Source organism: Streptomyces sp. DG2A-72 (assembly GCF_030499575.1).
GTDB lineage: Bacteria > Actinomycetota > Actinomycetes > Streptomycetales > Streptomycetaceae > Streptomyces.
In genome coordinates, this window is record NZ_JASTLC010000001.1 from 7,918,044 (window position 1) to 7,943,658 (window position 25,615).

Sequence of the window (25,615 nt, forward strand, 5' to 3'; positions counted from 1 at the left end):
CAGGCAGGAACGGCAAGAGCTCCGCCAACGTCCGTTCTGTACCGGGCAAGTCCCCCCTCGCGCAGGCGATTTGGCACCACGAGCGCCGCAGTGGTCGGAGCCGGGCAACCGTGAGTCAGGCGGGCGCGAGACACGACCGGCAGAGTCGACCTGTGGCACGCACAGGGAAGGTTCGTGATCCCGAGAATAGAGGAAAACGCCAGAGCGAATCGCCTTGCCGCTTCCCCTGATGTTCTATTCCCTACCTCCCGGCCCGGCTCAAGCCCCGGCCCTGATCGACCGCTGATGGCTTCCGGGAGATACCCTGACGGGCGGTCCGGGAGACAGCAACCAACCGCTACGCTTCGGGCATCTTCACTTACCCTACGTTGCAGAATGGAGTCTCGCTGTGGCCCAGCAGGAAGCGTCTGAGCAGCTGGAACTGCTGCCAGATGCGGCCGGAGGGCTCACGCTCAGTGAGCTGGAGTCGCATTTGCTCGGCGCTGCCCATCTCCTGCGGGGGCTGGTCGACCAGGCAGATTTCAAGAGCTACATCTTCCCGCTGCTCTTCTATAAGCGTCTGTGCGATGTCTACAGCGAGGAGTTCGACGACGCTCTCGCACATTCCGATGGGGACCGTGACTTCGCGGCCAAGGCGGATCAGCACCGTTTCGTCATCCCGGAGGGCCATCGCTGGGACGATGTCGTAGCGGCGCCTGATGAGAAGCTCGGCCGTGCGCTCCTTGACGCGCTCCGCGCGATCGAGAAGGCCAACCCGAACACCCTCGACGGAATCTTCGGTGACACACCGTGGACCAACCGTGATCGGATCCCGCCCCACGTGCTGCGAGCGCTCCTCAACCATTTCTCCGCACGTTTCCTCGGCGATGCGCAGGCCGACGCAGATCTTCTTGGTCAGGCGTACGAGTACCTGATCAAGAAGTTCGCGGATCTGTCCAACAAGAAGGCCGGCGAGTTCTATACGCCTCGCGCCGTGGTCGAGCTGCTGGTGAACATCCTCGCCCCGGAGCCGGGCGAGACGGTGTACGACCCGGCATGTGGTACCGGTGGGATGCTGATCGAGGTCGCCCACCACTTCGCTCGAAAGGGAGTGGCACTCCAACGGCTGTATGACAAGGTCTTCGGCCAGGAGAAGAACCTCACGACCTCGGGCATCGCCCGCATGAACCTCATCCTGCACGGGATCGATGATTTCCGGGTGGAGCGCGGAGACACCTTGCGCGAGCCCCGCTTCTTTGCCTCGGATGGGGGCCTGCGGACCTTTGACTGCGTGATCGCGAACCCTCCGTTCTCGCTGGAGGCGTGGGGCGAGAAGGGGTGGGCGTCGGACCCCTACGGACGCGGTGAGACAGGCGTTCCGCCGCGCAGCACGGCCGACTGGGCCTGGGTCCAGCACATGCTCGCCTCGATGCGGCCCGGCACTGGCAGGGCAGTTGTCGTACTGCCGCAGGGCATCCTCTTCCGGGACGGCGCCGAAGCCCGTATCCGCAGGAAGATCATCGAGTCGGACGCGATCGAGGCGGTCATTGGACTGGGGGAACGCCTCTTCTACGGCGCGGAACTGGCTGCCTGCGTTCTCGTGCTGCGCGCGCAGAAACCGAAGGACCGACGAGAGAAGATCCTCTTCATCGATGCTTCCGACCAGCTGCGCAAGGCGAGCAAACAGAACGTGCTGGAAGCCGAACACACCTCCCGCATCCTGGGCTGGTACCGCGCCTTCGCGGACATCAAGGAGCGCAGCCGCTTGGTGGGTCTCTCGGAGATCGAGAGGAACGACGGCAGCCTCAGCATCCCGCTCTACGTCGGAAAGGACCGCGCGGCCGGACTGCCCCCGTTGAGTGAAGCCGTCGCTGTCCTGGAAAGCGCCCTGACGGACGCTGTGGCGGCCGAGAACGAACTGCGTGGCCAGCTCAAGGAATGGGGGCTCCTCGGATGAGCAACGCCAGGAGCGCGGCGGACGTGCTGCCCGGTACGAATGTGACGGTGGGGCAGTTGGACCAGCGGGAGCTGGAGAACTATCTGTGGGGCGCGGCGGTCCGGCTGCGGGGACTCATTGACGCGGGTGACTACAAGCAGTTCATCTTCCCGTTGCTCTTCTTCAAGCGGATCTGTGACGTGCACGACGAGGAGCGCAAGCAGGCCCTTGCCGATTACGACGGGGACGCGGAGCTGGTGGTGAAGGAGGAGAACTACCAGTTTCAGATCCCCGAGGGCCACCACTGGGCAGACGTCAGGGAGGCCCGTTCTGGGCTCGGCTCGGCACTCGCCCAGGCCATGAAGGCCATCGAGAAGGCCAACCAGGAGCAGCTCTGGGGAGTCTTCGGGGATGCGCAGTGGACGAACACCGAACGACTCTCCGACGCCACACTTCGTGACCTGCTGGAACACTTCTCCACCCAGGTGCTCTCCCTGGCCCGGGTCCCAGAGGATGAACTCGGACGAGGGTATGAGTACCTGATCAAGAAGTTCGCGGACGACTCCGGGCACACGGCTCAGGAGTTCTACACGAACCGGACACTGGTCCAGCTCATGACCCGGATGCTCGAACCAGAGCCCGGGGAGACGGTCTACGACCCCACGTGCGGCACGGGCGGCATGCTGGTCACCGCGGCGGCCGAGTTGAAGCGCCAGGGGAAGGACCATCGCCAGCTCACCCTGTACGGGCAGGAGTTCAACGTGATGACCTCCTCGATCGCCCGCATGAACCTCTACCTGCACGGCATTGAGAACTTCCGCATCGAGCGCGGTGACACACTCGCCGAACCGCTGTTCTTCGAGGGTGACCAGCTGCAACGCTTCGACGTGGTGCTCGCCAACCCCCCGTACTCGATCAAGCAGTGGAACCGCCCGCTCTTCGCCAAGGACCCCTACCAGCGCAACATGTGGGGCGTACCGCCCCAGGGGAGAGCGGACTACGCGTTCTTCCAGCACATCGCCGCCTCACTGGACCCCGAGACGGGCCGGTGCGCCATCCTCTTCCCCCACGGTGTGCTCTCCCGGGAGGACGAGCGGGCCATGCGGGAGAAACTGATCGAGTCCGATCTCCTGGAGTGTGTGCTAGGGCTCGGGCCGGGGCTCTTCTACAACTCGCCGATGGAGGCGTGCGTGGTGGTGCTGCGCACCCGAAAGAGGCCGGAGCGGGAGAGGAAGGTCCTCTTCATCGATGCGGCGCACCTGTTCGAGCGAGTGCAAGGCCAGTCATTCCTGAGCGAGGAGCACATCGCGGAGATTCTGGCGGCGTATCGCGATTGCCAGAACATTGACGGCTTTTCGCGGGACATGGACCTGGACATGCTGCTCAGCAGAGAGGCCGACCTGGCTCTAAACCGCATCATCGGCACGCCACCGTCAGACAGTACGAGTGACGAACAGGTGCCCCTGCGACAGGCACTCGCGGAGTGGGAGGCACGCACCACCAACGTGGCTCGTCACGTGACCGGGCTGATCGCGCAGTTGAAGGGAGGGGAGTGAACGTGCAGCAAGGGGCTTGGCCCACCGTGCGGTTCGGATCGCTGGTCCGGCAGGTGAAGGACTTGACGGATCCCGTGGCAGACGGGTTGGAGCGGTTCGTGGCCGGGGAGCATATGGACTCCCGGCAGCTGCATATCGCCCGTTGGGGAGACGTGAAGGGGAGCTCCCTCGGACCTGCGTTCCACCGCAGATTCCGCCCAGGTCAGGTGCTCTACGGATCGCGACGGACTTATCTACGCAAGGTCTCCTACGCAGAGTTCGAGGGGGTCTGCGCGAACACCACGTTCGTGCTGGAAAGTGCGGAGCCAGGTGAGCTTCTCCCGGAGATGCTGCCTTTCTTGATGACGGCAGATTCCTTTCACCGTCATTCCGAGTACTGGTCACGCGGGTCAGTCAACCCCTATGTGAACTGGCCTGACATCGCCAAGTACGAGTTCCCTCTCCCGCCGCCGTCCGAGCAGCGGCGGATCGCTGACCTTCTGTGGTCGTTCGAGCGCACCGCGCGGGCGAAGGCCACCGCGCTGGAGGCCGCGCGGCAGGCAGAGCTCGTGGCACTCGCGGAGCTGTATGACGAACCGGGGTGGCCTGTGCAGCGAGTGGGTGAGGCGGGGGAGGTGCAGCTGGGGCTCATGCGATCGCCCAAGGTGCACGCAGGTGCAGACATGCGCCCGTACCTCCGTGTCGCAAATGTCGGGGACGACGAGCTATTTCTGGATGACGTGCTGGAGATGAACTTCGCTTCCGCTGCCTTCGCTAAGTATGCGCTGCGGCCGAAAGACGTACTGCTGGTTGAAGGTAACAGCAGCCGTGATCAGGTCGGGCGAGCAGCAATGTATGGAGGGGAGATCGAGAACTGCTGTTTCCAGAAGACGTTGCTGCGCTTCCGTGCGGGCGATGACGTTCTGCCGGAGTTTGCGCTTGGCTGGTTCCGCCGCTGCCAGCATTTTGGGGCCTTCGCCAGGGTGTCCGCCGGGACTAACATCGCCCACCTCCCCGCCGGCCTCCTCTCGGCCCAGCCGATCCCCGTCCCCCCTCTCTCCATCCAGCAACGTGTGGTCGAGCGGCTCGAAGCCGCCCGCGAACTGCGCACCACCCTCGCCGAGGACCTGACACAGACGCGTAATCTGATGCAACGCACCTTGAACGTGCTGTTGCAAGGCCCTGGCGCGTCGGCGGAAACAAGGACGGCGGCGGTCGACTGCAGCGCGTGAGATATGGAGTGAAGGACGACTGAGGGTGAGCGAGGGGCGGGGGATGTTCAGCGAGAAGGACACAGTCCAGGCATTCGTGACCGACCGGCTCACCGCCCTGCCGGAGCTCGCGTGGGTCCAGCAGGACACTCAGCCGGACCGGGCCGAGCAGGATGTCCTCGTCGAGTCCGAGCTGCGCGACGCCCTGGTTCGTCTCAACCCGGCCATCTCGGCCGATCCCGAGCTCGCCTACGAGGTGTTGTACCAGCTCACCGCGCTGATCCGGTCGGCACGTGGTGAAGGCGTGGTGAAGGCCAACGAGAACTTCCGTTCCTGGTTGCTCGGCGAGAAGTCGATGCCCTTCGGGCCGGACCACGAGTATGTCTCCGTCCAGCTGGTCGACTTCGATGACCCCACCCGCAACCGCTACCACCTCAGCACGGAGGTTGCCTTCTGCCGCGGTGCCACCCGGCGCCGTTTCGATCATGTGCTGTGGGTCAACGGGATTCCCCTGGTCGTGGGTGAGGCGAAGTCCGCCACACGTGCTGGCATAACCTGGGCCGACGGGGCACTCCAACTCGACGGTTACCAGGCCGACGTACCGGAGTTCTTCGTCCCCAACGCCCTGTGTTTCTCCATCGACGGACGCGATCTGCGCTACGGCAGCCTCCGGCTGCCCCTTCACCTGTGGAGCCCGTGGTGGTCCCCGGGGCTGCGGAAGCAACATCCCGAGCCCGGCCCCGACTACCTCCGTCAGGCCGTCGACGGTCTACTGAGTCCGTCGACGGTTCTGGACATCATCCGGAACTTCACGGTCTACAGCACTGACGACCGTCACCGGAAGATCAAGAACATCTGCCGCTATCAGCAATACGAGGCTGGCAGGCGGATGGCCGACCGTGCCGCCGCCGCGGCGCACGACCCGGACGCGCCCCGGCAGGGACTCGTGTGGCACTTCCAGGGTTCTGGCAAGTCTCTGCTGATGGTGTTCACAGCTCAGGCGCTGCGCACCGATCCGCGCACCGGTGCGCCCACGGTGCTGATAGTGGTGGACCGGCTGGACCTCGACACCCAGATCACTTCCACCTTCGGTGCCTCGGACATCCCGAACGTGGTCACGGCGGGCTCCGGTGACAATCTCGGGGAGATGCTCGCGACGGGCCAGCGGAAGATCATTGTCACCACGGTCCACAAATTCAAGAGCCTTGACCGCGTCCTGTCCGCACGCCGTGACATCGTCTGCCTCGTCGATGAGGCGCATCGCACCCAGGACCGGGATCTGGGACAGCGAATGCGCGAGGCCCTGCCCAACGCGGTCTTCTTCGGTCTGACCGGCACCCCAATCAACCGAACCGACGTCAACACCTTCAAGACGTTCGGTTACAAGGAGGACGAGGGCCGCTACCTCTCGCGGTACACCCAGGCCGATTCACTGCGTGACGGGACGACGCTCCCGCTGCATTTCGAGCCGCGTGACGCGCGCTTCCAGATCGATGGCGATGTCATTGACGCTGAGTTCAAGAAGCTCGCCGAGCGTCTGTCCCCGCGTGAGAAGGCCGCCGTGACTAATCGGGCCGCTCGTATGGGGTGGTTGATCAAGGCCGATGGGCGGATTCGCATGGTGTGCGAGGACATCGCACGTCACTTCAGGGAGAAAGTGGAGCCCGAGGGCTTCAAGGCGCAGGTTGTCGTCTTCGACCAGGAAGCGTGCGTCCTGTACAAGAAGCAACTGGACGCGTTGCTGGGACCGGAGACCAGCGAGGTCGTGATGTCCACCCAGGGGCAGCCTGAGGAGATCCAGGAGCGCTTCGGGCGGGACAAAGACGAGGAGGCGGCGCTGCTGGACCGCTTCCGCCACCCGGACGATCCGCTGAAGATCCTCATCGTGACGGCGAAACTCCTCACCGGTTTCGACGCCCCGATCGCCCAGACGATGTACCTGGACAAGGTCATGCATGACCACACGTTGCTCCAGGCCGTCTGCCGGGTGAACCGCCCGTACCGGCGGCCGGGCAGCGATCAGGCGAAGTCACACGGTCTGATCGTGGACTACCTCGGTGTCTTCGCCCGCCTCGGGCAGGCAATGCGCTTCGACGAGCGGGCTGTCGAGCGTGCGGTTACCAGCATCAAGGAGCTGTGGGATCAGTTCCCCGGCGCCCTTCGCAAGTGCCTGGACTTCTTCCCCGGGGTCGACCGTACCGAGGACGGTTACGAGGCCCTTTTCGCGGCTCAGGACAAGCTGCCCGACGACGGGACACGACAGGCTTTCGCAGAGGCGTTCGCCCGACTGTCCCGGCTGTGGGAGGCGCTGGCCCCGGACGAGCGGCTGAGCGCGCACGTTGCCGACTACCGCTGGCTTGCGAAGGTGCACCACTCCGTACGGCCCAGCAACGCCACGAGCCCTCTGCTGTGGCGGGTGCTCGGCCCCAAAACGCGCGAGCTGGTCAACGCCCACATTCACGCGGACGTGCCACCCCAACGGCTCGAGACACTCGTCATCGACGCCAAGATGGCCGAGTACCTGCAACGCGTCCCCGACCGGGGGATCCGGCAGCTTGAGCCCCGGCTTCAGGACCGGCTTGGTCGTCGCCGCGGTGAACCGCGTTTCGACTCCCTGGCACAGAAGCTGGAGCGACTGCGTCAGCAGTACGAGGCGGGTCAGCTGGTGAGCCGTGAGTATCTCTACCAGTTGCTGGGCCTGGCGGAACAGACCGCGCGGGCAGAAGCTCAGGCAGAGGCTGATGAGAAGGAGCAGGATCCGAGGGAACGGGGCAAGCACGCTCTCACCCGGCTGTTCGAATCGTCTCGCCCGGAGGGCACACCTGTGGCGGTGGCGAAGCTCGTCGAGGAGATCGACAGCATCGTCGACGCGGTGCGGTTCCCGGGGTGGCAGCACACTGCGGGCGGTGAGCGCGAGGTGAAGAAGGCGCTGCGCCGCACACTGGTCCGCTACCAGCTGCAACGGGACGAAGAGCTGTTCCAGAAGGCGTACGACTACATCCGGCAGTACTACTGAGGCGGCCCTCGGATCATGACCCACCGGATGTCAGTGCTCGGCCGTATCGTGCCATCAGGCATGGACTTCACCCGCGCCTTCCAGGCCGGCACCCAGCCCAGACGCGAGAGGAGGCGACTGTCATGACCCCGGCTCACGACCTGCGCGCGTCGGCAACCCGGCCCACCGTCGTGACCGTGCGCGAGGCGCTCGCCCAGCTCCGCGACGGAAGTCTGCGCCAGACCTCCGAGCCGTCCAGTAGCGCAGAGTGGTCGGACCACCGCAAGCACGTGCTCCTTGACTCCGTGCTGCGCGGCTGGCCCATCGGCACGCTGCTCGTTGCGCGTGAAGCGGACGGATCACGAGTCCTGCTCGACGGTCAGCGACGTCTGGCGGCGCTAGAGGAATTCGTACGCGGCGACCTACTGGTCGACGGCCGCCTCACCCCTCCGGCGCGTGCCTTGCGGGAATCCGATGGACAGACATACGACGCCCTGCCGCAGGGGCTGCGCACCGCGATCGATGACTACCCTTTGGTGCTCCTGGAGCTCGACGAACTGCCACCCGCTGAGTTGCGTACCGCCCTGCTGCGGCTCAACTCCGAAGCAGGACTGACCGAAGCGGGACGCAAACTCGTCGAATCAGGTTCGTTCGGCGAGCAGGTCCGGGTCCTCGTGGTCTCGGCGGCCGACTGGGGCCTGGGGGAAGAGCGCATTGGCTTCGGCAACGTCGGCCTGGCCTACGAGGACGTGATCAGCAGAGTGCTGGTCGCCGTAGAAGCAGGCAGCGTCCAGGCCGCGGCAGTCGGCAGCGAGCAACTGAACCACCGCCTGCGCTCCGGTGACGCGGTGGCCGACCGCACCCGAGATGAGGTGGCTGACGCACTCAAGGGACTGTTGTCACTGCCCGCACTCGACATGCCTGCCGTTCGATTCACCAAACCGACTCTGCTGAGCTGGATGCTGGTGATGGTCCGGGCCCGGCGTGCGTTCGGCCCTGGCGCCGAACATCACCTCGGGTTTCTCCTCGAATGGCTGGAGCCGGAACGTCGGAGGCGAGCCGCCGAGCTCGGGCCCGGAGCGACTCCACCACTCAGGACCGCCTTCCGTGAACTGCCGTACGATGCCCTGCTAGAACGGTTCAACGAAGTGGCCGCGGTGGGCGCCCACACACCCGAGTCGACGGTGCTGCGGGATGCCATCGGCTGGCTGTTCCTTGTGGCGACAGGCGGCGCCCCGTCGCGCCGGACTTCCCCCGTGCCGGACGTGCTGCGCATGTACGCGGCGCTGACCAGCGCAGATGACGCACCGTTCACAGAAGACAGGATCGACCAAGTGCTGTGGGAAGACGGGGCACTGAAGTCCTGGGGGGAGTGGAGTTGAGCCGGGACGCAGAGGATGAGGAGGTCCTCCGCCGGGCCCAGATCAATAACCACTACCGCAAACTGGCCAGTGGCCAGGTGCGTTCACCCCTGCGCAGGGTCGAGATCGACGGGCACGCGCACCTCGGCTCGCTCACTGCCGAGATGGCGCCGGGCATTACCCTCCTGTGCGGGGTGAGTGGCGCTGGCAAGACACAGTTCCTGCGAACGCTTGCACGCCATCTGCGGCAGCAGGCCCCGTCGGACGGCGTGCCGCACCCCACTGCCGTGCGGCTGACGGGCCAGTCACGGCACCAGAAGAGCGACCGCAACGGACCGGCGACGGGCGACGTGGAACTCGCCGACGCCAAGGCCCCGTGTGTGTACATCGACACCGCACGGGAGTGCTTCGATGTGCTGACCCAAGTGAGCCGAGTTCCGGCACACGAGCTCGAAAGCGAGCGCGCCACGGCCGAGAAGGCCCCCCGCAGCGCCTGGTTCGACCATGCACTGGGCACCATCATGGGACGCCCTTATGACCTGGCCACCCACCAGGAGCTGGACCGCCGCTCCCCTGCCTCCGGCGAGCCACCCACCTGGTTCTACTACGAGCTCGGCCGTCACGGCGACACATACGGTCCCGAACAGATGAGCCTGGGGGAGCTCGCCTCCTGTGTCATCCTGCGCGCCCTGCGCGGGGTCGGGCGGGGCAGCATCGTGCTGCTCGACGAGCCCGAGAACTTTCTCTCACCCCGCGCTCGCGAACGACTGCTCGACATCATCGTCGCCCGTGCGGTCAAAATGGAACTGTCGGTCGTCCTTGCCTCGCACTCCCCGGAGTTCGCCTACCGCCTGCCCAGCACTTCTCTTCGCACACTCGAGCGCGGCGTGGGCGCCGCGGCTCAGGCGACCATCTCGGCCGGCGCCATTCCTGCTCAGGTCAGCCGGAAGCTGGGCATGGCTCCGCGGACCGAGGCAGTGCTGCTGGTCGAGGACCGTTTCGCCCGGCTGATGCTGGAGGAACTGCTCCGCTGTCACCTGCCGGAGCTGGCCCCGCATCTGTGCGTGCAGGACGTGCGCGGCGCCGACACCGTCGCAACCGTGGCTCGTGTCCTCGGACCGACCAGACCGGCCGTGGCATTTCTCGGCGTGCTGGACGGAGACACACGCTCTGAACCGGGTCGTCAGGGAGAGTGGCTGGAGTACCTGCCGGGCCATCACGATCCCGAGGCAGTCGTCATGCAGCTGCTCCAGACACGCACGGGGGCGGCGGCGAAAGAACTGGGCGTGACGGAGGACATCCTGAAGCACGCCCTGGAAGAAGCACACGTCTCCAACATCCACGACCAACCTGCCGTCGTGAGCGAACACACAGGTGTGGACGAGGTACGGCTGATCTCCTTCGCGGTGCGCAGAATCCGCTCTGCGCCGAGCTTCCGCAAGGACACTGACCGGCTCATGGAACGCATTCGCACACTCGTGGCGCCTTCGCCGTGACCTTGGCCAACTGGGAGGTGGTGAGGGCTGAGGAGCGAATCATCCTCAGACCAGGATGTGCTGCGGGGGTGACGTGAAGGCATCCTTCGTCGCATGAGGCGGGACGAAGCGCGTTTCACCTTGCTTGACTTCGTACGAGTCGAGCAGGAACGACGTGTTGGGTCGTGATCTCCTCGATTCACCCCAGGGGGGCGATCTGGCGCTTGATGGCCTTGACCTCCTCCGGGTTGTTCACCGTGGCAATCCCCTGAACGGCGACGGCTCAGGGATCGGAGACGCGGGCCGCCCTCCGCTCGCGGTCCGAGCACTTCGACGGCGACGGCTTGGAACGAGCCGATCCACTGATAGCGGGTGTCGAGGTCGGTCTGTCTCTACGCCTGCCCTTGTTGATCAGATCGAGAGCCTCCTCGGGCGGCATGGTCTCGCAGTACTCGCAGATCTCGGCCAGGATCTTCGCCAGCTCGGGGTCGATCTCCGCCGCGAACGAGAGTTCTTCGTCGTCGCTGGCCATGGTGATCACTATTTCGCGCCGACGCTCAGTCCCGGAGGTAGGGCCGGTGCCAGTGGCGTTCGCTGAGGACCTTGGTCCACTCGGCGGCGAGCCGCTCCCGCTTGTCGTCGGGAAGCTCGTCCAGGGTGGGGCGGAGTCCCTCGATGATCTTTGCGACCTCATACGGGTCACGCCGGACGGGCAGACCGAGGTGATGGGCGATGGTACGGAGAGTCATCGTGATCAGCTTCTTCAGGTTTTTGATTCCAGTGTGCGCCCCACGCTCCCGGCATCCAGCCGAGGGCACATCCGATGTGGCGGAGGCGATCCGGGAGGCCCTGGCCGGGCTCGGCCGGCGACAAGCCGTACGTGCACCTGGGCATGGGCCGCGCGGCTGTGGCCGAGCGGAGCGCACCTGGGCGCCCCGCCGTTTAGGGAACCAGGGCTATCCATCAGCTTGAGCTGGTTGGATGCGGTGGGCTCGACAAGAACGCTGACACCGTGTCCTTCTGACGTGAGCTGGTTCTCGGTTGGTGGATAGAGACACAGTGGCTTTGCAGAGACAAGGAAGGGCCGAAGAGTAGGCCCGCGTCGAACAACGAGAACATTTGCGTGCGCGTCAGCGCGGGTGTCTCGACCCAAACCGAAGGGTTTGGATCGAGGCTGCCTGTGCACCCGATCCGACCCATGACAGGGAAGGTAAGGATCGGTGGACGGCGCAGCCATCCTCTTCGTTCTGGCCGTCGCTGGCGTGGCTTCGATCTCCCTCTTCGCGCTGAAGGGGCTGCTCGACCAACTTCCAGACGTGTTCGACTCCGCTGGGCGGGCCCGCGATGCTTGGCATCGATTCCGGAAGCCCGAGGCCCCGCCTCCGACGGACGAGCCTGGGACGTCGGCAGCAGCAGATGAGGACGAACAGCCGCCTGCCGCCGCGTAGGCCGGGCTCGGGGTATCGCCCATCCCGGCGGAGCTCATGCTGCGCGGCCCTTCGCTAGGTCAGATGGCGCCAGCCAGGCCAGCTGTGTCACCGATGGCTTTGAGGTCATCCGTCCAGGGCGAGCCGACCATCAGGTCGTTGAACGCGATCATGCCAAAGAACAGGAAATAGAAGGCCAGATAGGGCGACGCTTCCATCGGGTCACCCTCGATGCCGTACGTCGGCGTGAGAGTCAGCTCAATGGTGTCGTCCGACTCCCGGTAGAAGCACCCGGCGGCAGTGAGAGTGGCGTGCGAGAGCTGGGTTTCCCCGATGTACGACTCGAAGAGCCCGCCGCCAAGCCTCTTGGTGAGAGCGTTCATCTGCGAGTACTGATTGGCTGGGCTGCCCGGGATCACCGCGTCCCGCACAGCGTTGGCAGTGTCAGCGTCGTACTGATACCCGCGATCGTCGGCGGCCTGGCGGAGGCCGGTGTGCTTGAACTGGTGCGCCTTGTTCATCGAGTCCACGGTGTCCTCGCCGTCCCTGACGAGCCACTGAAGGTGGGCGACGTACTCCACCATGAGACGTCGGTTGGGCGCGGCTTCGTGAGCAAGCCCGTTCCTGTGCAGAGAGACCACGGCGGCGGCCTGCCGGTGCAGGGCGGCCACCAAACCCCAGCCGACCTGAAACGGTCGGCGGTTCTCGGGGGCTGGAGCGTGGTCGGCAGCGCCGCCGACCAACAGCTCGGTCAGGGCCTCTAGGCCGCGAATCGCCAGCCTGTTGGCCTCTTCAAATTCCATGCGGTAGATCGTCCCGCATCCCGCGCAGAGCCTGCATTAGGTTTTCATAGTCGGCGCTGGACACAATCAGGACACCAGACAGCGAGAGACGACCGGAACTGACCGGAACTGACCGGAACCAATGATGATGCATCTTCCCAGGTCGGTCGCCTTTCGAGGCATCGCCCCAGGTAGGCCAGGACACGGGATAAGTATTGGTCGTACTGTTGCTCCACGCGTCTCTGGCCAGGGCGGGGAGCACGGTCAAGTCGCCGATGCCTACCCACGCCACCTACCGGCTCAGCCGAAGGCGGCGATCGTGACGGTTTTTCTCAATCTAGGATATTTCACCCCCAGCGCTCGCTCCCGACCTGCATCTATGCAGGTCAAGCACAGCGTTCACACGTCCATACTGCGCGACTACCTCGACTAGGTCGCGATCGTACGACGCCGAAGGCCCGGCCCCCTCCAGGGGAGCCGGGCCTTCGCGCTGAGCGGGTGCGGGGGCCGGAGTTGTGAATCACCCTGGGTTTTCCATGACCACCCCAGAGTGAGGAACGTGTATGCGTTTTCCTTTTTCCCGGGCGCTGACCCCGCCGCTGGTTCTCGCGGTCGCCGCCACTGCCGTAACGGTCGTGTCCGCCGTCCCGGTGTCCGCGGACAACGTCGTCGTCGGTGGTTTCCCGGTCGAGATATCCGAGAGCCCGTGGACCGTGGCGCTGTCCAGCCGTGACCGGTTCGGGGGTACGCGCGCGGGGCAGTTCTGCGACGGCGTGGTGGTAGGCCCCACCACCGTGCTCACCGCGGCTCACTGTCTGGGCGAGGACGTCCTGAGCGTGCCCCCGGACCAGGTGCGCGACCTCAAGGTCATCACAGGCCGTACGGACCTGCTCTCCGACCAGGGGCGGGAGATCGCCGTACGCGACACCTGGGTGAACCCTGACTACGACAGCGTCAGCAACGCCGGCGACTTCGCAGTGGTCACCCTTGCGCAGGCCCTCCCGAAAGGCTCGGTCGTCCCGATGGCGGCCGCCGGTGACCAGGCGTACGAACCGGGCACGGCCGCCACTGTCTACGGCTGGGGTGATGTCACAGGCTCCGGCGACTATGCACGCAGCCTACGGGGGGCACGCGTGCATGTGCTTCGTGATGCCCTCTGCGAGCAGGCGTATCCGGGCAGCGCCGAAGGCACCTATGGCGCCGACACCATGGTGTGTGCCGGGGAGGAGAAAGGTGGCCACGACGCCTGCCAGGGGGACAGTGGAGGGCCGCTCGTCGCACAGGGGAAGCTGATCGGGCTTGTGTCCTGGGGGAGCGGCTGTGGGCGCGCTGAGAGCCCCGGCGTCTATACGCGGGTGTCCGAGGTCATGCGCACGCTGGGCTGGGGCGGCAGTCCAGGGGCGAGGCGCACGGGGGCGCCTGGCCGGGTCTGAGGAGGGTCTCCGAGTACGAGCGCGCGCGGCGCCCCTGTCGGGGTGCCGCCCGCGGGCCGGCCTGTGCCGGTGCTGGCTCGTCGTGGACGCGAGGTGTCAGCGCTCTTCTTCGGAGGCGGATGCCGGAGCGGCCGTCAGTCGCTCCGTCTCGTCCTGTATCTCAGCGGCGATCTTCTTGAGTTCCGGCTCGAACTTGCGACCGTGGTGGGCGCAGAAGAGCAGTTCTCCGCCGCTCAGCAGGACGACGCGCAGGTATGCCTGGGCGCCGCAGCGGTCGCAGCGATCGGCGGCCGTCAGCGGGCTCGCGGGGGTCAGAACAGTAGTCACGTCGCCTCTTCTCTAGCTCGACGAGCTGTCGTACCAGGGTCAACATCCAACCAGCCCGAAAACGTTCCCGCTCGTGGCTTTCCCTCGAAAAAAATCTTCGCGGGCGGCTGACTGCTGCCGGTTGGCGGCGAATGTGCCGTATTGCGTGTCTATGTGTCTTACGGTTTCGCGCTGTCGGTCAATGTCGGTCCTCCCGGCTGGGTTGCCGGTTGTTCATGAGGACGTGCCCGGAGCCTAAATGGTTCATGCCTGGAAGGGAACGTGATGTGTGCTTCACTCCATCGAGGGATCGAACACCTATGCGACCCTGGGCTAGTGTGAGTTCATGACGAGGGTGGCGTTACAACGGCTCTACCAGGCCTCGGTACCCTCTGAGCGGCAACCGAAGCCGCGCCCTTACCCAGAAGGGCCCCACCTGAAATTCAGCGAGGAGCGAACCGCGTGACCGCCGAGACGTCCGTGCCGTCCACAGCGCTGCTGGCAGGAGCAGACCGGGACGGTTCCAATTACACCGCGCGGCACCTGCTCGTCCTCGAGGGGCTCGAGGCCGTGCGGAAGCGCCCGGGTATGTACATCGGGTCGACCGACAGCCGTGGACTGATGCACTGCCTGTGGGAGATCATCGACAACTCCGTGGACGAGGCCCTCGGGGGCCACTGCGACCACATCGAGGTGATCCTCCACGACGACGGATCCGTCGAGGTCCGGGACAACGGCCGAGGTATCCCGGTCGACGTCGAGCCCAAGACCGGCCTCTCCGGTATCGAGGTCGTCATGACCAAGCTGCACGCCGGCGGCAAGTTCGGCGGCGGCTCGTACGCCGCCTCCGGCGGTCTGCACGGCGTCGGCGCCTCCGTGGTGAATGCCCTGTCCGCCCGGCTCGACGTCGAGGTGGACCGCAGTGGCCACACGCACGCCATCAGCTTCCGGCGCGGTGCCCCCGGAGCCTTCGCCGCGGACGGCCCCGACGCCAAGTTCGAGGCCAAGAGCGGCCTGCGCAAGGCCAAGAAGATCCCCAAGACCCGGACCGGCACTCGCGTGCGGTACTGGGCCGACCGCCAGATCTTCCTCAAGGACGCCAAGCTCTCCCTGGAGAACCTGCACCAGCGGGCACGCCAGACGGCTTTCCTGGTGCCCGGCCTGACCATCGTCGTCCGCGACGAGTTCGGCCTCGGTGAAGACGGCAGCAAGGGCGAGGAGTCCTTCCGCTTCGACGGGGGCATCAGCGAGTTCTGCGAGTACCTCGCCACCGACAAGCCGGTCTGCGACGTCCTTCGCTTGTCCGGGCAGGGCACCTTCAAGGAGACGGTTCCGGTCCTGGACGACCACGGCCAGATGACCCCCACCGAGGTCACCCGCGAGCTCGGCGTCGACGTTGCGATGCGTTGGGGCACCGGTTACGACACGACCCTGAAGTCGTTCGTCAACATCATCGCCACGCCCAAGGGCGGCACCCACGTCGCGGGCTACGAGCAGGCGGTCACCAAGACGCTGAACGAGGTGCTGCGCGGCAAGAAGCTGCTGCGCGTCGCCGAGGACGACATCGTCAAGGACGACGCCCTGGAGGGCCTCACCGCAGTCGTCACCGTGCGGCTGGCCGAGCCGCAGTTCGAGGGGCAGACCAAGGAAGTCCTCGGCACCTCGGCGGCCCGGCGGATCGTGAACACTGTGATCACCAAGGAGCTCAAGGCGTTCCTCACCTCCACGAAGAGGGACGACGCGGCACAGGCGCGTGTGGTCCTGGAGAAGGCCGTCGCCGCCGCCCGTACCCGGATCGCCGCCCGCCAGCACAAGGACGCGCAGCGCCGGAAGACAGCCCTGGAGTCCTCGTCGCTGCCTGCCAAGCTCGCCGACTGCCGCAGTGACGACGTCGACCGCAGCGAGCTGTTCATCGTCGAGGGAGACTCCGCGCTCGGCACCGCCAAGCTCGCCCGGAACTCCGAGTTCCAGGCGCTGCTGCCGATCCGCGGCAAGATCCTCAACGTTCAGAAGTCGTCCGTGACCGACATGCTCAAGAACGCCGAGTGCGGCGCGATCATCCAGGTCATAGGAGCGGGGTCGGGCCGGACCTTCGACATCGACGCGGCCCGCTACGGGAAGATCATCATGATGACCGACGCCGATGTGGACGGCTCCCACATCCGGACGCTGCTGCTGACCCTGTTCCACCGCTACATGCGGCCCATGGTCGAGGCCGGCCGGGTCTTCGCGGCCGTCCCTCCGCTGCACCGTGTCGAGCTCATCCAGCCCAAGAAGGGCCAGGACAAGTACGTCTACACGTACTCGGACCGCGAACTGCGCGACAAGCTCATGGAGTTCGAGAGCAAGGGCGTCCGGTACAAGGACTCCATCCAGCGGTACAAGGGTCTCGGCGAGATGGACGCCGACCAGCTGGCCGAGACGACCATGGACCCGCGTCACCGCACACTGCGCCGGATCAACCTCGGCGATCTGGAGTCCGCCGAGCAGGTTTTCGATCTGCTGATGGGTAACGACGTCGCACCGCGCAAGGAGTTCATCTCCAGCTCGGCGGCGACGCTGGACCGGTCCCGCATCGACGCGTAGCCGCTGCGCTCGGCCGGGCCGGAAACGATGGCGGTCCGGTGCCGGAAACGGTGCCGGTGGCGGGCCGTCGGGTGAGAGTCGCGGCACTGTCGGGTGGAGGCAGGGGCCGTGGCTGTCGGCATGGCCGTTGTGCGTGCCGGTCACCGGCCGCGCTGCCGTGCGGATGACCGGCCGCCGAGCCGCTGTCGGGCAGAGGCGCTCTGCGAGCAGTTCTGTGGGGTCGCGGTCGGGCATGGCTTCGCCCTGCCCACAGTTCTGTCGGCCCGCTGCCGAGCAACGCGTCGCCCCGCCCACAACACCGGCGACCGGAGTCGGAGTCGGCCGTCTCCACCCGTGGGTGGACGCGGCAGCGGTGCCGGATCCACCCATGATCCACCCTGGCTCCGATCTCCTGACCAGCGAATTTCCGTAGCGTCGAAGGCGTCGGCAGCGCTCGCTGTCGGCACCGTCCTTCTTCGCTCACGGAGGCTTTGATGACCGGGCTCGTCGACGCGTTGTTGATCGCGGCCGTGGCCGCTCTGGTGATAGTGCGCCAGTTCCGCGCAAGCCGGATCGGCACGGGAAAGCGCTGGTGGCTCGCCCCCGCAGTCCTGACCGTCCTCGCGTTGCGCGAGCCCGCCATCATCGACGCCCATCACCGCACCGAGTCAGTGTTCTTGCTCGGCGCCGAACTCCTCGTCGGCCTCGCCACGGGAGCCGCGTGGGCGTGGACCACCCGCATATGGGCGGAGCCGGACGGCACGGTATGGAGCAGAGGCACCAGAGCGAGCGTGGTCGTCTGGGTCGCCGGTATAGCCCTGCGCCTCGCGCTCTTCGCCCTCGGTTCGGGGTTGGGCGTGAAGCAGGACACGTCCGCCCTTCTCCTCGCTCTGGCGATCACGTTGCTCGTCCGTGGAGGGATCCTCACCTGGCGCGCTCGATTCCTGTGCCCGACCCCCGAGCAGAGCCCGGCGTACGGTGACACCATGTCCCGGCCCGCGTGGAAGGAACATGTGTGACGGAGAACGCCTGGACACGCTGGCCTTCCCGGGAAGCGCTCAGCCGCAAGGAACTCACCCGGCCCCGTCGACTGTTCGCCTCGGCCGTCCGGCTGGTCGTGCTCGCCATTCTGCTCTGGGGTGTCGCCACCGGCAGTGTGGTCCACGGCTGGGGTGCCGTCGGGGCCGCGGTGGGGGTGCTGGTGGCTGCGGCCGTTGCCTGGGCCTTCTACCGAACCACCTTCGAGCACCAGCTCTGGTCGTCCCTGGCACTCGTCACGGTGCTCCTGGGACTTGCACTCGCCGCCCAAGCCGTGGGGTTCAGAATCCCGGCCCTCGTCCTCTGGTGCGGCTGCGCCGTCACCGCGCTGGAGCGGCTGCCTCTCGCGGCCGCGCTACCGGTGGCCTCGGCCGGCCTTGCGTCGTATGCCGTTTTCAACGACGACGCCTGGCTTACCACCGCGGCCACGGCGGCGGGGCTCGCCCTGGGCGGGTACGTGCTGCGACTGGACGCCGAGGCCCGTAGCAGCGCCCAGCGGCTGCTGGCCCAGGAGCGGGCGGCGCTGGCGGCCGAAGCCGAGTCGGCGGCGCTCGTGGAGCGGGCCCGTATCGCCCGGGAGATCCACGACGTACTGGCACACAGCCTCTCGGCGCAGCTTGTGCACCTGGAGGCGGCACGCCTGCTGATCGAGCGGGACGCCGACCGGGACCAGATCCTGGAACGCGTGGTGGCAGCCCGCGGGATGGCCCGTGAGGGACTGGAGGAGACTCGGCAGGCCCTCTCTGCACTGCGCGGCGAACTGACCCCGCTGGAGGACTTCTTGACTCAGCTCGTGGATACGGCCACGGGGACCGAGGTCACCGTTACGGGTGAGCGCAGACCGCTGGCTGCCGAGGCGTCACAGGCCGTACGGAGGGTTGCGCAGGAAGCTCTGACGAACGTGCGCAAGCACGCACCGGGCGCCAAAGTGCAGGTACGGCTGGAGTACGGCGAACACCAAGTCACGCTGGGTGTAAGGGATTCGGGCGGGTCGGGGGGCTCGGGCGGCGAACTCGCCGGTTCCGGTGCCGGGTACGGTCTGCTCGGCATGCGCGAGCGTGCCGAACTGCTGGGTGGCTCGTTGGAGGCCGGGCCGGACAAGGAGGGGTTCGTGGTGACGCTGAAGGTGCCCGCATGACGGAGGAGGCGGAGGTCGAGCCCGCCCGGGTGGTGGTCGCGGACGACCAGACCGTCGTCCGTGAGGGCATCGTGATGTTGCTGGGGCTGCTCCCCGGGATCGAGGTCGTCGGTGCCGCGGGAGACGGGGACGAGGCGGTGAAGCTCGTCGCCGAACTCGCCCCGGACGTGGTCCTGATGGACCTGCGCATGCCCCGCTGCGACGGAGTGGAGGCAACCAGACGGATCCGGAGCGAGCATCCCGGGACACAGGTCGTGGTGCTCACCACCTACGCGGACGACGAGTCCCTGTTTCCGGCGCTGAGAGCGGGAGCACGCGGGTATCTCACCAAGGATGCGGGAGGTGACGAGATCGTCCGGGCGGTGCGCAGCGTGCTGTCCGGGGACGCGGGACTGTCGCCGAGCATCCAACGGCGGTTGCTGGAGCGGCTGTCGGAACCTGCACCGCCAGCGGCGCCGGCGGTGCCCCCCGACGGGCTCACCGCGCGGGAGACCGAGGTACTGGAGCTGATCGCCGAAGGGCTCAGCAACCCTGAGATCGCCAAGAAGCTGCATGTCTCCACGGCCACGATCAAGACCCACGTCAACAACATCTTCACCAAGGCGAGGATCAAGGACCGCGCTCAGGCGGTGCGTTACGCGTTCGCGAAAGGGCTGGCGCGGCCGCCGACGGGGTGAGTCACCTGATGGAGTGAAGAGCGCGGGGAGAAGAGTCGGGGATCTTCCCGTTCTGTCCATCCTTGGGCATGCACTCAAGCAACGGTCGCTCCGGCGTAGGCGGGGGTGGACCCGAGAGTATGGCCGGGCAGAGCGGCGGCTATTGCCCACCTCCCGCCGAGAAGTCCGGAAGCGTGCGGTACGACGATCCCTGGTACGACGCGCTCGCTTCGGGCTGGGGGGAGTCGGGAGATGCCGGAGGGCCGGTTCCGGTCGTTCCGCCCGCGCGTGAGGAGCATGAGCAAAGGGCTGCGGCCGATGTGTACCTCGAGGTGCAACGCAGCGCGGCGTTCCGGGAAGTGCGCAGTCGCTACCGGCGGTTCGTGGTGCCGGCGGTCGCAGGATTCTTCGCCTGGTACGTGGGATTCGTTGTGATGGCAACGACTGCTCCAGGGCTGATGGGTCGGCCTGTGGCGGGTGCCGTGAATGTGGCGATGCTCGCGGGGCTGGGGCAGTTCCTCACCACGTTTCTGCTGACCTGGGCCTATGCCCGGCATGCTCGGCTGCGCAGGGACCGGGCCGCGCTCGAACTGCGGTGGGACACCCAGGAACTGACGCGTGAGGTCCGAGGCGGTGCTTCGTGACGGACAACCATCAGACGCTGGCGCTGCTCCTGTTCAGCGTCTTCGTGGCCGTCACCCTGGGCATCACGACCTGGGTCAGCCGCAACCGGCAGGGTTCGGTGGAGGAGTTCTACGCGGGCGGGCGGCTCTTCACTCCGGTGGAGAATGGTTTTGCCATTGCTGGCGACTACATGTCGGCGGCCTCATTCCTCGGCATCTCCGGGCTCATCGCCCTTTACGGCTACGACGGGATGCTGTACTCGGTGGGCTTCCTCGTGGCCTGGCTCGTGGTGCTGTTCCTGGTCGCGGAACTGGTGTGCAACTGCGGGAGGTTCACGCTCGCCGATGTGGTCGCGGCGCGGATGCGTGAGCGGCCGGTGCGGATCGCGGCGGGGACGTCCTCGGTCACCGTGTCCGTTCTGTATCTGGTGGCGCAGATGGTCGGTGCGGGCAGCCTGGTCGCGCTGCTGCTGGGGGGTAAGGGCGAGGCGGCACAGGCCTGGACGGTCGTCGGTGTCGGTGCTCTGATGGTGATCTATGTGTCGCTGGGAGGGATGCGGGCCACCACATGGATTCAGATCGTCAAGGCGGTTCTGCTGCTCAGCGGCACGGCGGCGCTGACCGTGCTCGTGCTGGTGCGCTTCCACGGTGACCTCGACCAACTGCTGCTGACGGCGGCGGAGCGCAGCGGCCATGGCGAATCGTTCCTGGCGCCCGGGTTGACGTACGGCGGCGACTGGACCGCCCGCTTCGACTTCATGAGCCTCGGACTCGCCCTGGTGCTGGGCACAGCCGGGCTGCCGCACATCCTGTCCCGCTTCTACACCGTGCCGACCGCACGGGCCGCGCGGCGTTCGGTGGTCTGGGCGATCGGGCTCATCGGCGGCTTCTACCTGATGACCATCGTGCTGGGCTTCGGCGCGGCAGCGATCGTCGGCCCGGATGCCGTACGGGGATCGAACGCGGCCGGAAACACGGCGGTTCCCCTGCTCGCGCTCGATCTCGGAGGCGGCGCCGATTCCACTGGCGGAACGGTTCTGTTCGCGATCGTCGCCGCGGTCGCGTTCGCCACGATCCTCGCGGTGGTCGCCGGCATCACACTCGCGTCCTCGGCGTCCGTGGCCCATGACCTCTACGCGTCCCTACGACGCCGGCACGCCAAGCCGCGCAGCGAGGTGGCCGTCGCCCGCGCGGCCGCGGTCGGCATCGGCGTGGTCGCCATCGCCCTCGGTCTGCTGGCCCGTGACCTCAACGTCGCCTTCCTGGTGGGCCTGGCCTTCGCCGTCGCCGCCTCGGCCAACCTGCCTGTGCTGCTCTACTCGCTGTTCTGGCGCGGCTTCACCACACGCGGCGCGGTGTGGGCCGTATACGGCGGGCTCATCCCAGCCGTGGTCCTCGTGGTGCTGTCGCCGGTGGTGTCGGGCAGCCCCGAATCACTGTTCCCCGGCGTGGACTTCCAGTACTTCCCGCTGCAGAACCCCGGACTGGTCTCCATCCCGCTGGGCTTCGTCGCCGGCTGGCTCGGCACGGTCACTTCGGCGGAGGAACCCGACGAGGCCAAACACGCGGAGACCGAAGTGCGGTCGCTGACCGGGGCGGGGGCGGTGTAGGCGGGGCGGCGGAGAAGAGGGCGCCCGGCATCCGTATGAAGAGGGGGCACGGTCCCTTCTCCCGCCCCCACCCGGGCCGTGTCCTCAGGCGCGGGTCGCCCACACGTAACGGTGTTCCGGGCGGCCCGCGTCGCCGTACTTGAGGGTGAGACGGGCCCGTCCGGTGCGTTCCAGGAGCTTCAGATAGCGCTGGGCGGTCTGGCGGCTGACCCCGGTCCGCTCGGCGATCTCCTGCGCCGACAGCGGTCCGTCGGCGCTCATCAGGCACTGACGGACCAGCTCCACGGTGGTGGGGGAGTGCCCTTTGGGCAGGTCGGGCTCCGACGGTGCCGAGAGCGCGCCGAAGATACGGTCCACCTCGGCCTGCTCCGCCTCGCCGCCGCCGTCGAGGGTGCGGCGCAGCTCCGCATACGCCTCCAGCTTGGCCCGCAGCCCCGCGAAGGCGAACGGCTTGACCAGGTACTGCAGCGCGCCCTGTCGCATCGCCGCCTGCACGGTCGTGATGTCCCGGGCCGCCGTCACCATGATCACGTCGGTCTGGTGGCCGCGGCGGCGCATCTCCTGGACGACCGCAAGTCCCGTCTCGTCGGGCAGATAGTGGTCCATGAGGACGAGGTCCAGTCGCGGCAGCGACTCCACCTGGCGCAGCGCCTCCTCCGCGCTGTGCGCCTCGCCGGCCACATGGAAGCCCGGCACCTTCTCGACGTAGGCGGCGTTCACCCGGGCGACCCGGGTGTCGTCGTCCACGACCAGGACCTCGATCATCGCGACTCCTCCTCGGCGGCGCTCGCCGGTGCCGACGGGACCGTGAGGGCCGGTTCCAGGTCCGGCTCGGTCAGTGCCTCGGGCAGGACGACGGTGAACTCCGCGCCCCCGCCGTGCGCCTCGCCCACAGCCGCGCTGCCCCCCTGCCGCTCGGCGAGCCTGCGCACCAGGGAGAGCCCGATGCCGCGCTTGCCGTGCGCGGGCGGCTGCTTGGTGGACCACCCCTCGGTGAAGACCAACTCCCGCTGCTCCGCCGGGATCCCGGGCCCCGTGTCGCGCACCCTGAGGACGACGGTCCGTCCCTCGGCGCGCAATTCGACCTCCACGCGCGTGTGCATCGTGCCCGCGACGGCGTCGAGAGCGTTGTCGACGAGGTTGCCGACGACCGTGACCAGCCCGCGGGGATCGACCAGCCGGTCCGGCAGCCGCGTCCCGTCCGAGACGCGCAGGGCGACTCCGCGCTCCGCGGCGACGGTCGCCTTGCCGACCAGCAGGGCGGCGAGCAGGGGGTCCTCGATCTTCTCCGTGACCTGCTCCGCCGTCGCCCGGTGGTCGCCGACCACCTCTCCCACGAAGTCCACGGCGTCGTCGTACATCTCCAGCTCGAGCAGGCCCAGGAGCGTGTGCATGCGGTTGGCGTGTTCGTGGTCCTGGGCGCGCAGGGCGTCGATCAGGCCGCGCGTCGAGTCGAGTTCCCGGCCCAGCTGCTCCAGCTCGGTGCGGTCGCGCAGGGTGGCGACGGCGCCGCCGTCGTCGGTGGGCATCCGGTTGGCGATCAGGACACGCTGGCCGCGCACTGTGAGCAGATCGGTGCCCGTTACCCGCCCGGACAGGACATCGGCGGTACGTCCCTCGCCGAGCGCCTCGTCGGGGGAGCGGCCCACCGCCTCGTCGCCGATGCTCAGCAGGCGCTGTGCCTCGTCGTTGAGGAGGCGGACCCGGCCCGCGCGGTCCAGGGCGACGACTCCCTCCCGGATGCCGTGGAGCATGGCCTCACGCTCCGCGAGCAGTCCCGAGATGTCGGAGAAGGCCAGGTCCCGGGTCTGCCGCTGGACCCGCCGGGAGATGAGCCAGGCGGCCAGCGCGCCGACGGCCAGGGCTCCACCCGCGTACGCCAGCAGCTCCGGGATCGCGTGGATCAGCAGGGCCCGGACACTGTCGTACGCGATGCCCACCGAGACCGCCCCGACGATCTCCCCGTCGCTGTCCCGCAGCGGCACCTTGCCACGGGCGGAGCGGCCCAGCGTGCCCTCGTCGATCTCCATGACCTCCTGGCCGGCGAGCGCCTCGCTGGGGTCGGTGGAGACGTGCTTGCCGATCTGCGCTGGCTCGGTGTGCGACCAGCGCACCCCGCGTGTGTCCATGATCACGACGTACTCGGCCTTGGTGGCCTTGCGGATCTTCTCTGCCTCCCGCTGAACCGGCCCGCCGGCCGTCGGCGGAGTGTTCTCGACCTGCTCCGCGAGCTGGGGCTGGGCCGCTGCGGTCTGTGCGATCGAGAGAGCTCGGCGCATCGCCTGGTCGTCCAGCTGGTCGCTGAGCGGCGCGAGGAACAGCCCGGTCGCGAGTACCGCGACGCCCGCGGCGATCGCCACCTGCATCAGCAGCACCTGCGAGAACACCCGGCGCGGCAGACCGAGCCGCAGACGGCGTGCGGGGGGAGTGGGGCTCATACCCAAGACGTTACGCGGACGTGCCGGAGCAGCCGTAGGGGTGTGGCATGGATCTCTTGATCAATGCATGGACAGGCGCTGCCTGCGGACATGCTGTGCTGCGGTGCCCTGATGTCGGTCGTGCGGTCGGCTCGCGAGCGCCGCCGGTGTGAGCTCGCGCACCGCCACCACGTCCATCCGCGCGGGTGAGCCGAGCACGGACGCGCCGCAGCTCTCCGGGCGGGGCGGAAGCGACGCACCCTGGGCGACGACCACGCGCCAGTGACGCCCGTCCGCGTGGGCGACGGTCACCTCCCAGCGCGGTGCCGCGCCGTCCGTCCGTACGACCGTCAGCGCGTCCGCGGTGGATTCGCGGGCCGCCGTGCGGACCGCGAGTTCGGCCGCCTGAGCGGGCCGTTCCCAGGCTGAGCTACCCCGGCACCCCTCCAGGACGATCCGTCCCTCCTGCACGCCGTGCAGGATCTCCTTGACGGCGGGCGCCTCGACCCTGCCGTAGGCGTAGCCGTACGGCAGGACGAGCAGCGTCGGCGAGAAGCGGTGACCGCCCAGATGGGTGACTTCCCAGACCCCCTCGACCCCGGAGGCGGCGAGTGCGGCCGCCAAGGGACGGCCGAGGAGCGCGCAGCAGCGGTCCCGCTTGCCGTTGGTGCACACGAGCGCGAGCGGATCACCGGCGTGGGGCCGCCCGCCGAGCGCCGTGCCGACACTGCGGTGGTCGCCTCTGCCGAGCGCGGCGAAGTCGAGGTCGAGCAGGCGCCACGGGTCGCGGACGGTGGCCCCGTGCAGCCACACGTTGCCGGGCACGGTGTGGGCCACGTACACCTGACGCGCGGTGGGGGTGCCGAGGTCGGCATGGCGTCCGGGGCGCCGGATGAGTGCGATGCGTACGCCGGTGCCCTCGGCGGCGGCCTCCAGGGCGCGTCCCAGCGCGGGATCCAGATGGCTCGAAGTGAGCGCCTTGACACCCCAGGGACCTGGCTGCTCCAGCAGCAGCCAGGTCGTCGCGGTCGCCGCGGTTCCCGAAATGGGCTCGTCGAGGTCTCGAGAGACGCTTGCACACGTACTCACAGAGGTGAGCCTAACCTGACTTGATCCAGGGCGACTTCC

General features: G+C 67.4%; 20 protein-coding genes. 13 read left to right on the plus strand and 7 right to left on the minus strand.

Translation table 11 applies throughout. The features are described from left to right. Positions 1–388 precede the first annotated feature (388 nt). From QQY66_RS37645 to QQY66_RS37670, 6 genes are all read left to right on the plus strand, one after another. Entirely contained in the window at positions 389–1,936 is a 1,548-nt protein-coding gene (locus tag QQY66_RS37645) for a class I SAM-dependent DNA methyltransferase (protein ID WP_301984815.1), read from the plus strand. Next, on the plus strand, positions 1,933–3,471 hold the full coding sequence (locus tag QQY66_RS37650) for a class I SAM-dependent DNA methyltransferase (protein ID WP_301984816.1): 1,539 nt from the start codon (positions 1,933–1,935) through the stop codon (positions 3,469–3,471). The genes QQY66_RS37645 and QQY66_RS37650 overlap by 4 nt, the downstream gene beginning before the upstream one ends. Next, positions 3,468–4,682 carry a restriction endonuclease subunit S gene (locus QQY66_RS37655; protein WP_301984817.1) on the plus strand — a complete coding sequence of 405 codons (1,215 nt, stop codon included), beginning with the start codon at positions 3,468–3,470 and terminating at the stop codon, positions 4,680–4,682. Before QQY66_RS37650 ends, QQY66_RS37655 begins: the two co-directional genes overlap by 4 nt. 25 nt (positions 4,683–4,707) lie before the next feature. Next, complete coding sequence (locus QQY66_RS37660; RefSeq protein ID WP_301984818.1) at positions 4,708–7,677, plus strand: type I restriction endonuclease subunit R; 2,970 nt, start codon at positions 4,708–4,710, stop codon at positions 7,675–7,677. Between the two features lie 122 nt (positions 7,678–7,799). Continuing rightward, on the plus strand, positions 7,800–9,038 hold the full coding sequence (locus QQY66_RS37665; RefSeq protein ID WP_301984819.1) for a DUF262 domain-containing protein: 1,239 nt from the start codon (positions 7,800–7,802) through the stop codon (positions 9,036–9,038). After that, a complete protein-coding gene (locus QQY66_RS37670; RefSeq protein WP_301984820.1) occupies positions 9,035–10,513 on the plus strand; it encodes an AAA family ATPase in 1,479 nt (492 codons plus the stop codon). Before QQY66_RS37665 ends, QQY66_RS37670 begins: the two co-directional genes overlap by 4 nt. 262 nt (positions 10,514–10,775) lie before the next feature. On the opposite strand, the gene QQY66_RS37675 is transcribed toward QQY66_RS37670, so the two are convergent. The 3 genes from QQY66_RS37675 to QQY66_RS37685 form a co-directional block, all read right to left on the minus strand. Continuing rightward, a complete protein-coding gene (locus tag QQY66_RS37675; protein ID WP_301984821.1) occupies positions 10,776–11,024 on the minus strand; it encodes a hypothetical protein in 249 nt (82 codons plus the stop codon). A gap of 25 nt (positions 11,025–11,049) precedes the next feature. Beyond that, on the minus strand, positions 11,050–11,241 hold the full coding sequence (locus QQY66_RS37680) for a hypothetical protein (protein ID WP_301984823.1): 192 nt from the start codon (positions 11,239–11,241) through the stop codon (positions 11,050–11,052). Positions 11,242–11,999: 758 nt separating this feature from the next. After that, entirely contained in the window at positions 12,000–12,722 is a 723-nt protein-coding gene (locus QQY66_RS37685; protein WP_301984824.1) for a hypothetical protein, read from the minus strand. A 542-nt stretch (positions 12,723–13,264) separates the two neighbouring features. On the opposite strand from QQY66_RS37685, the gene QQY66_RS37690 reads away from it, so the two are divergent. Further along, positions 13,265–14,134 (plus strand): trypsin-like serine protease, encoded by an 870-nt coding sequence (locus tag QQY66_RS37690; protein ID WP_301984825.1) that lies wholly within the window; start codon positions 13,265–13,267, stop codon positions 14,132–14,134. 96 nt (positions 14,135–14,230) lie between these two features. On the opposite strand, the gene QQY66_RS37695 is transcribed toward QQY66_RS37690, so the two are convergent. Then, positions 14,231–14,461 (minus strand): hypothetical protein, encoded by a 231-nt coding sequence (locus tag QQY66_RS37695; protein ID WP_155056247.1) that lies wholly within the window; start codon positions 14,459–14,461, stop codon positions 14,231–14,233. A gap of 441 nt (positions 14,462–14,902) precedes the next feature. On the opposite strand from QQY66_RS37695, the gene QQY66_RS37700 reads away from it, so the two are divergent. From QQY66_RS37700 to QQY66_RS37725, 6 genes are all read left to right on the plus strand, one after another. Beyond that, the gene (locus QQY66_RS37700; RefSeq protein ID WP_301984827.1) at positions 14,903–17,026 is read left to right on the plus strand and encodes a type IIA DNA topoisomerase subunit B; all 2,124 of its coding nucleotides are present in this window, start codon (positions 14,903–14,905) and stop codon (positions 17,024–17,026) included. Between the two features lie 473 nt (positions 17,027–17,499). Further along, a complete protein-coding gene (locus QQY66_RS37705; protein ID WP_301984829.1) occupies positions 17,500–18,024 on the plus strand; it encodes a CcdC protein domain-containing protein in 525 nt (174 codons plus the stop codon). Then, a complete protein-coding gene (locus QQY66_RS37710) occupies positions 18,021–19,181 on the plus strand; it encodes a sensor histidine kinase (RefSeq protein ID WP_301984831.1) in 1,161 nt (386 codons plus the stop codon). The genes QQY66_RS37705 and QQY66_RS37710 overlap by 4 nt, the downstream gene beginning before the upstream one ends. Then, positions 19,178–19,858 carry a response regulator transcription factor gene (locus QQY66_RS37715; RefSeq protein ID WP_301984833.1) on the plus strand — a complete coding sequence of 227 codons (681 nt, stop codon included), beginning with the start codon at positions 19,178–19,180 and terminating at the stop codon, positions 19,856–19,858. The genes QQY66_RS37710 and QQY66_RS37715 overlap by 4 nt, the downstream gene beginning before the upstream one ends. Positions 19,859–19,977: 119 nt before the next feature. Further along, a complete protein-coding gene (locus QQY66_RS37720; RefSeq protein ID WP_301984834.1) occupies positions 19,978–20,481 on the plus strand; it encodes a DUF485 domain-containing protein in 504 nt (167 codons plus the stop codon). Beyond that, on the plus strand, positions 20,478–22,070 hold the full coding sequence (locus tag QQY66_RS37725) for a cation acetate symporter (RefSeq protein ID WP_301984835.1): 1,593 nt from the start codon (positions 20,478–20,480) through the stop codon (positions 22,068–22,070). The genes QQY66_RS37720 and QQY66_RS37725 overlap by 4 nt, the downstream gene beginning before the upstream one ends. Before the next feature lie 84 nt (positions 22,071–22,154). On the opposite strand, the gene QQY66_RS37730 is transcribed toward QQY66_RS37725, so the two are convergent. The 3 genes from QQY66_RS37730 to QQY66_RS37740 are packed head-to-tail and all read right to left on the minus strand — an operon-like array spanning position 22,155 to position 25,576. Next, positions 22,155–22,835: a response regulator gene (locus tag QQY66_RS37730; RefSeq protein WP_301984836.1), complete on the minus strand. Its 681-nt coding sequence runs from the start codon at positions 22,833–22,835 to the stop codon at positions 22,155–22,157. Next, positions 22,832–24,508: a sensor histidine kinase gene (locus tag QQY66_RS37735; RefSeq protein ID WP_301984837.1), complete on the minus strand. Its 1,677-nt coding sequence runs from the start codon at positions 24,506–24,508 to the stop codon at positions 22,832–22,834. Before QQY66_RS37735 ends, QQY66_RS37730 begins: the two co-directional genes overlap by 4 nt. A gap of 60 nt (positions 24,509–24,568) precedes the next feature. Next, positions 24,569–25,576, minus strand: a complete 1,008-nt coding sequence (locus tag QQY66_RS37740) for a sucrase ferredoxin (protein WP_301984838.1) — start codon at positions 25,574–25,576, stop codon at positions 24,569–24,571. Positions 25,577–25,615 lie beyond the last annotated feature (39 nt).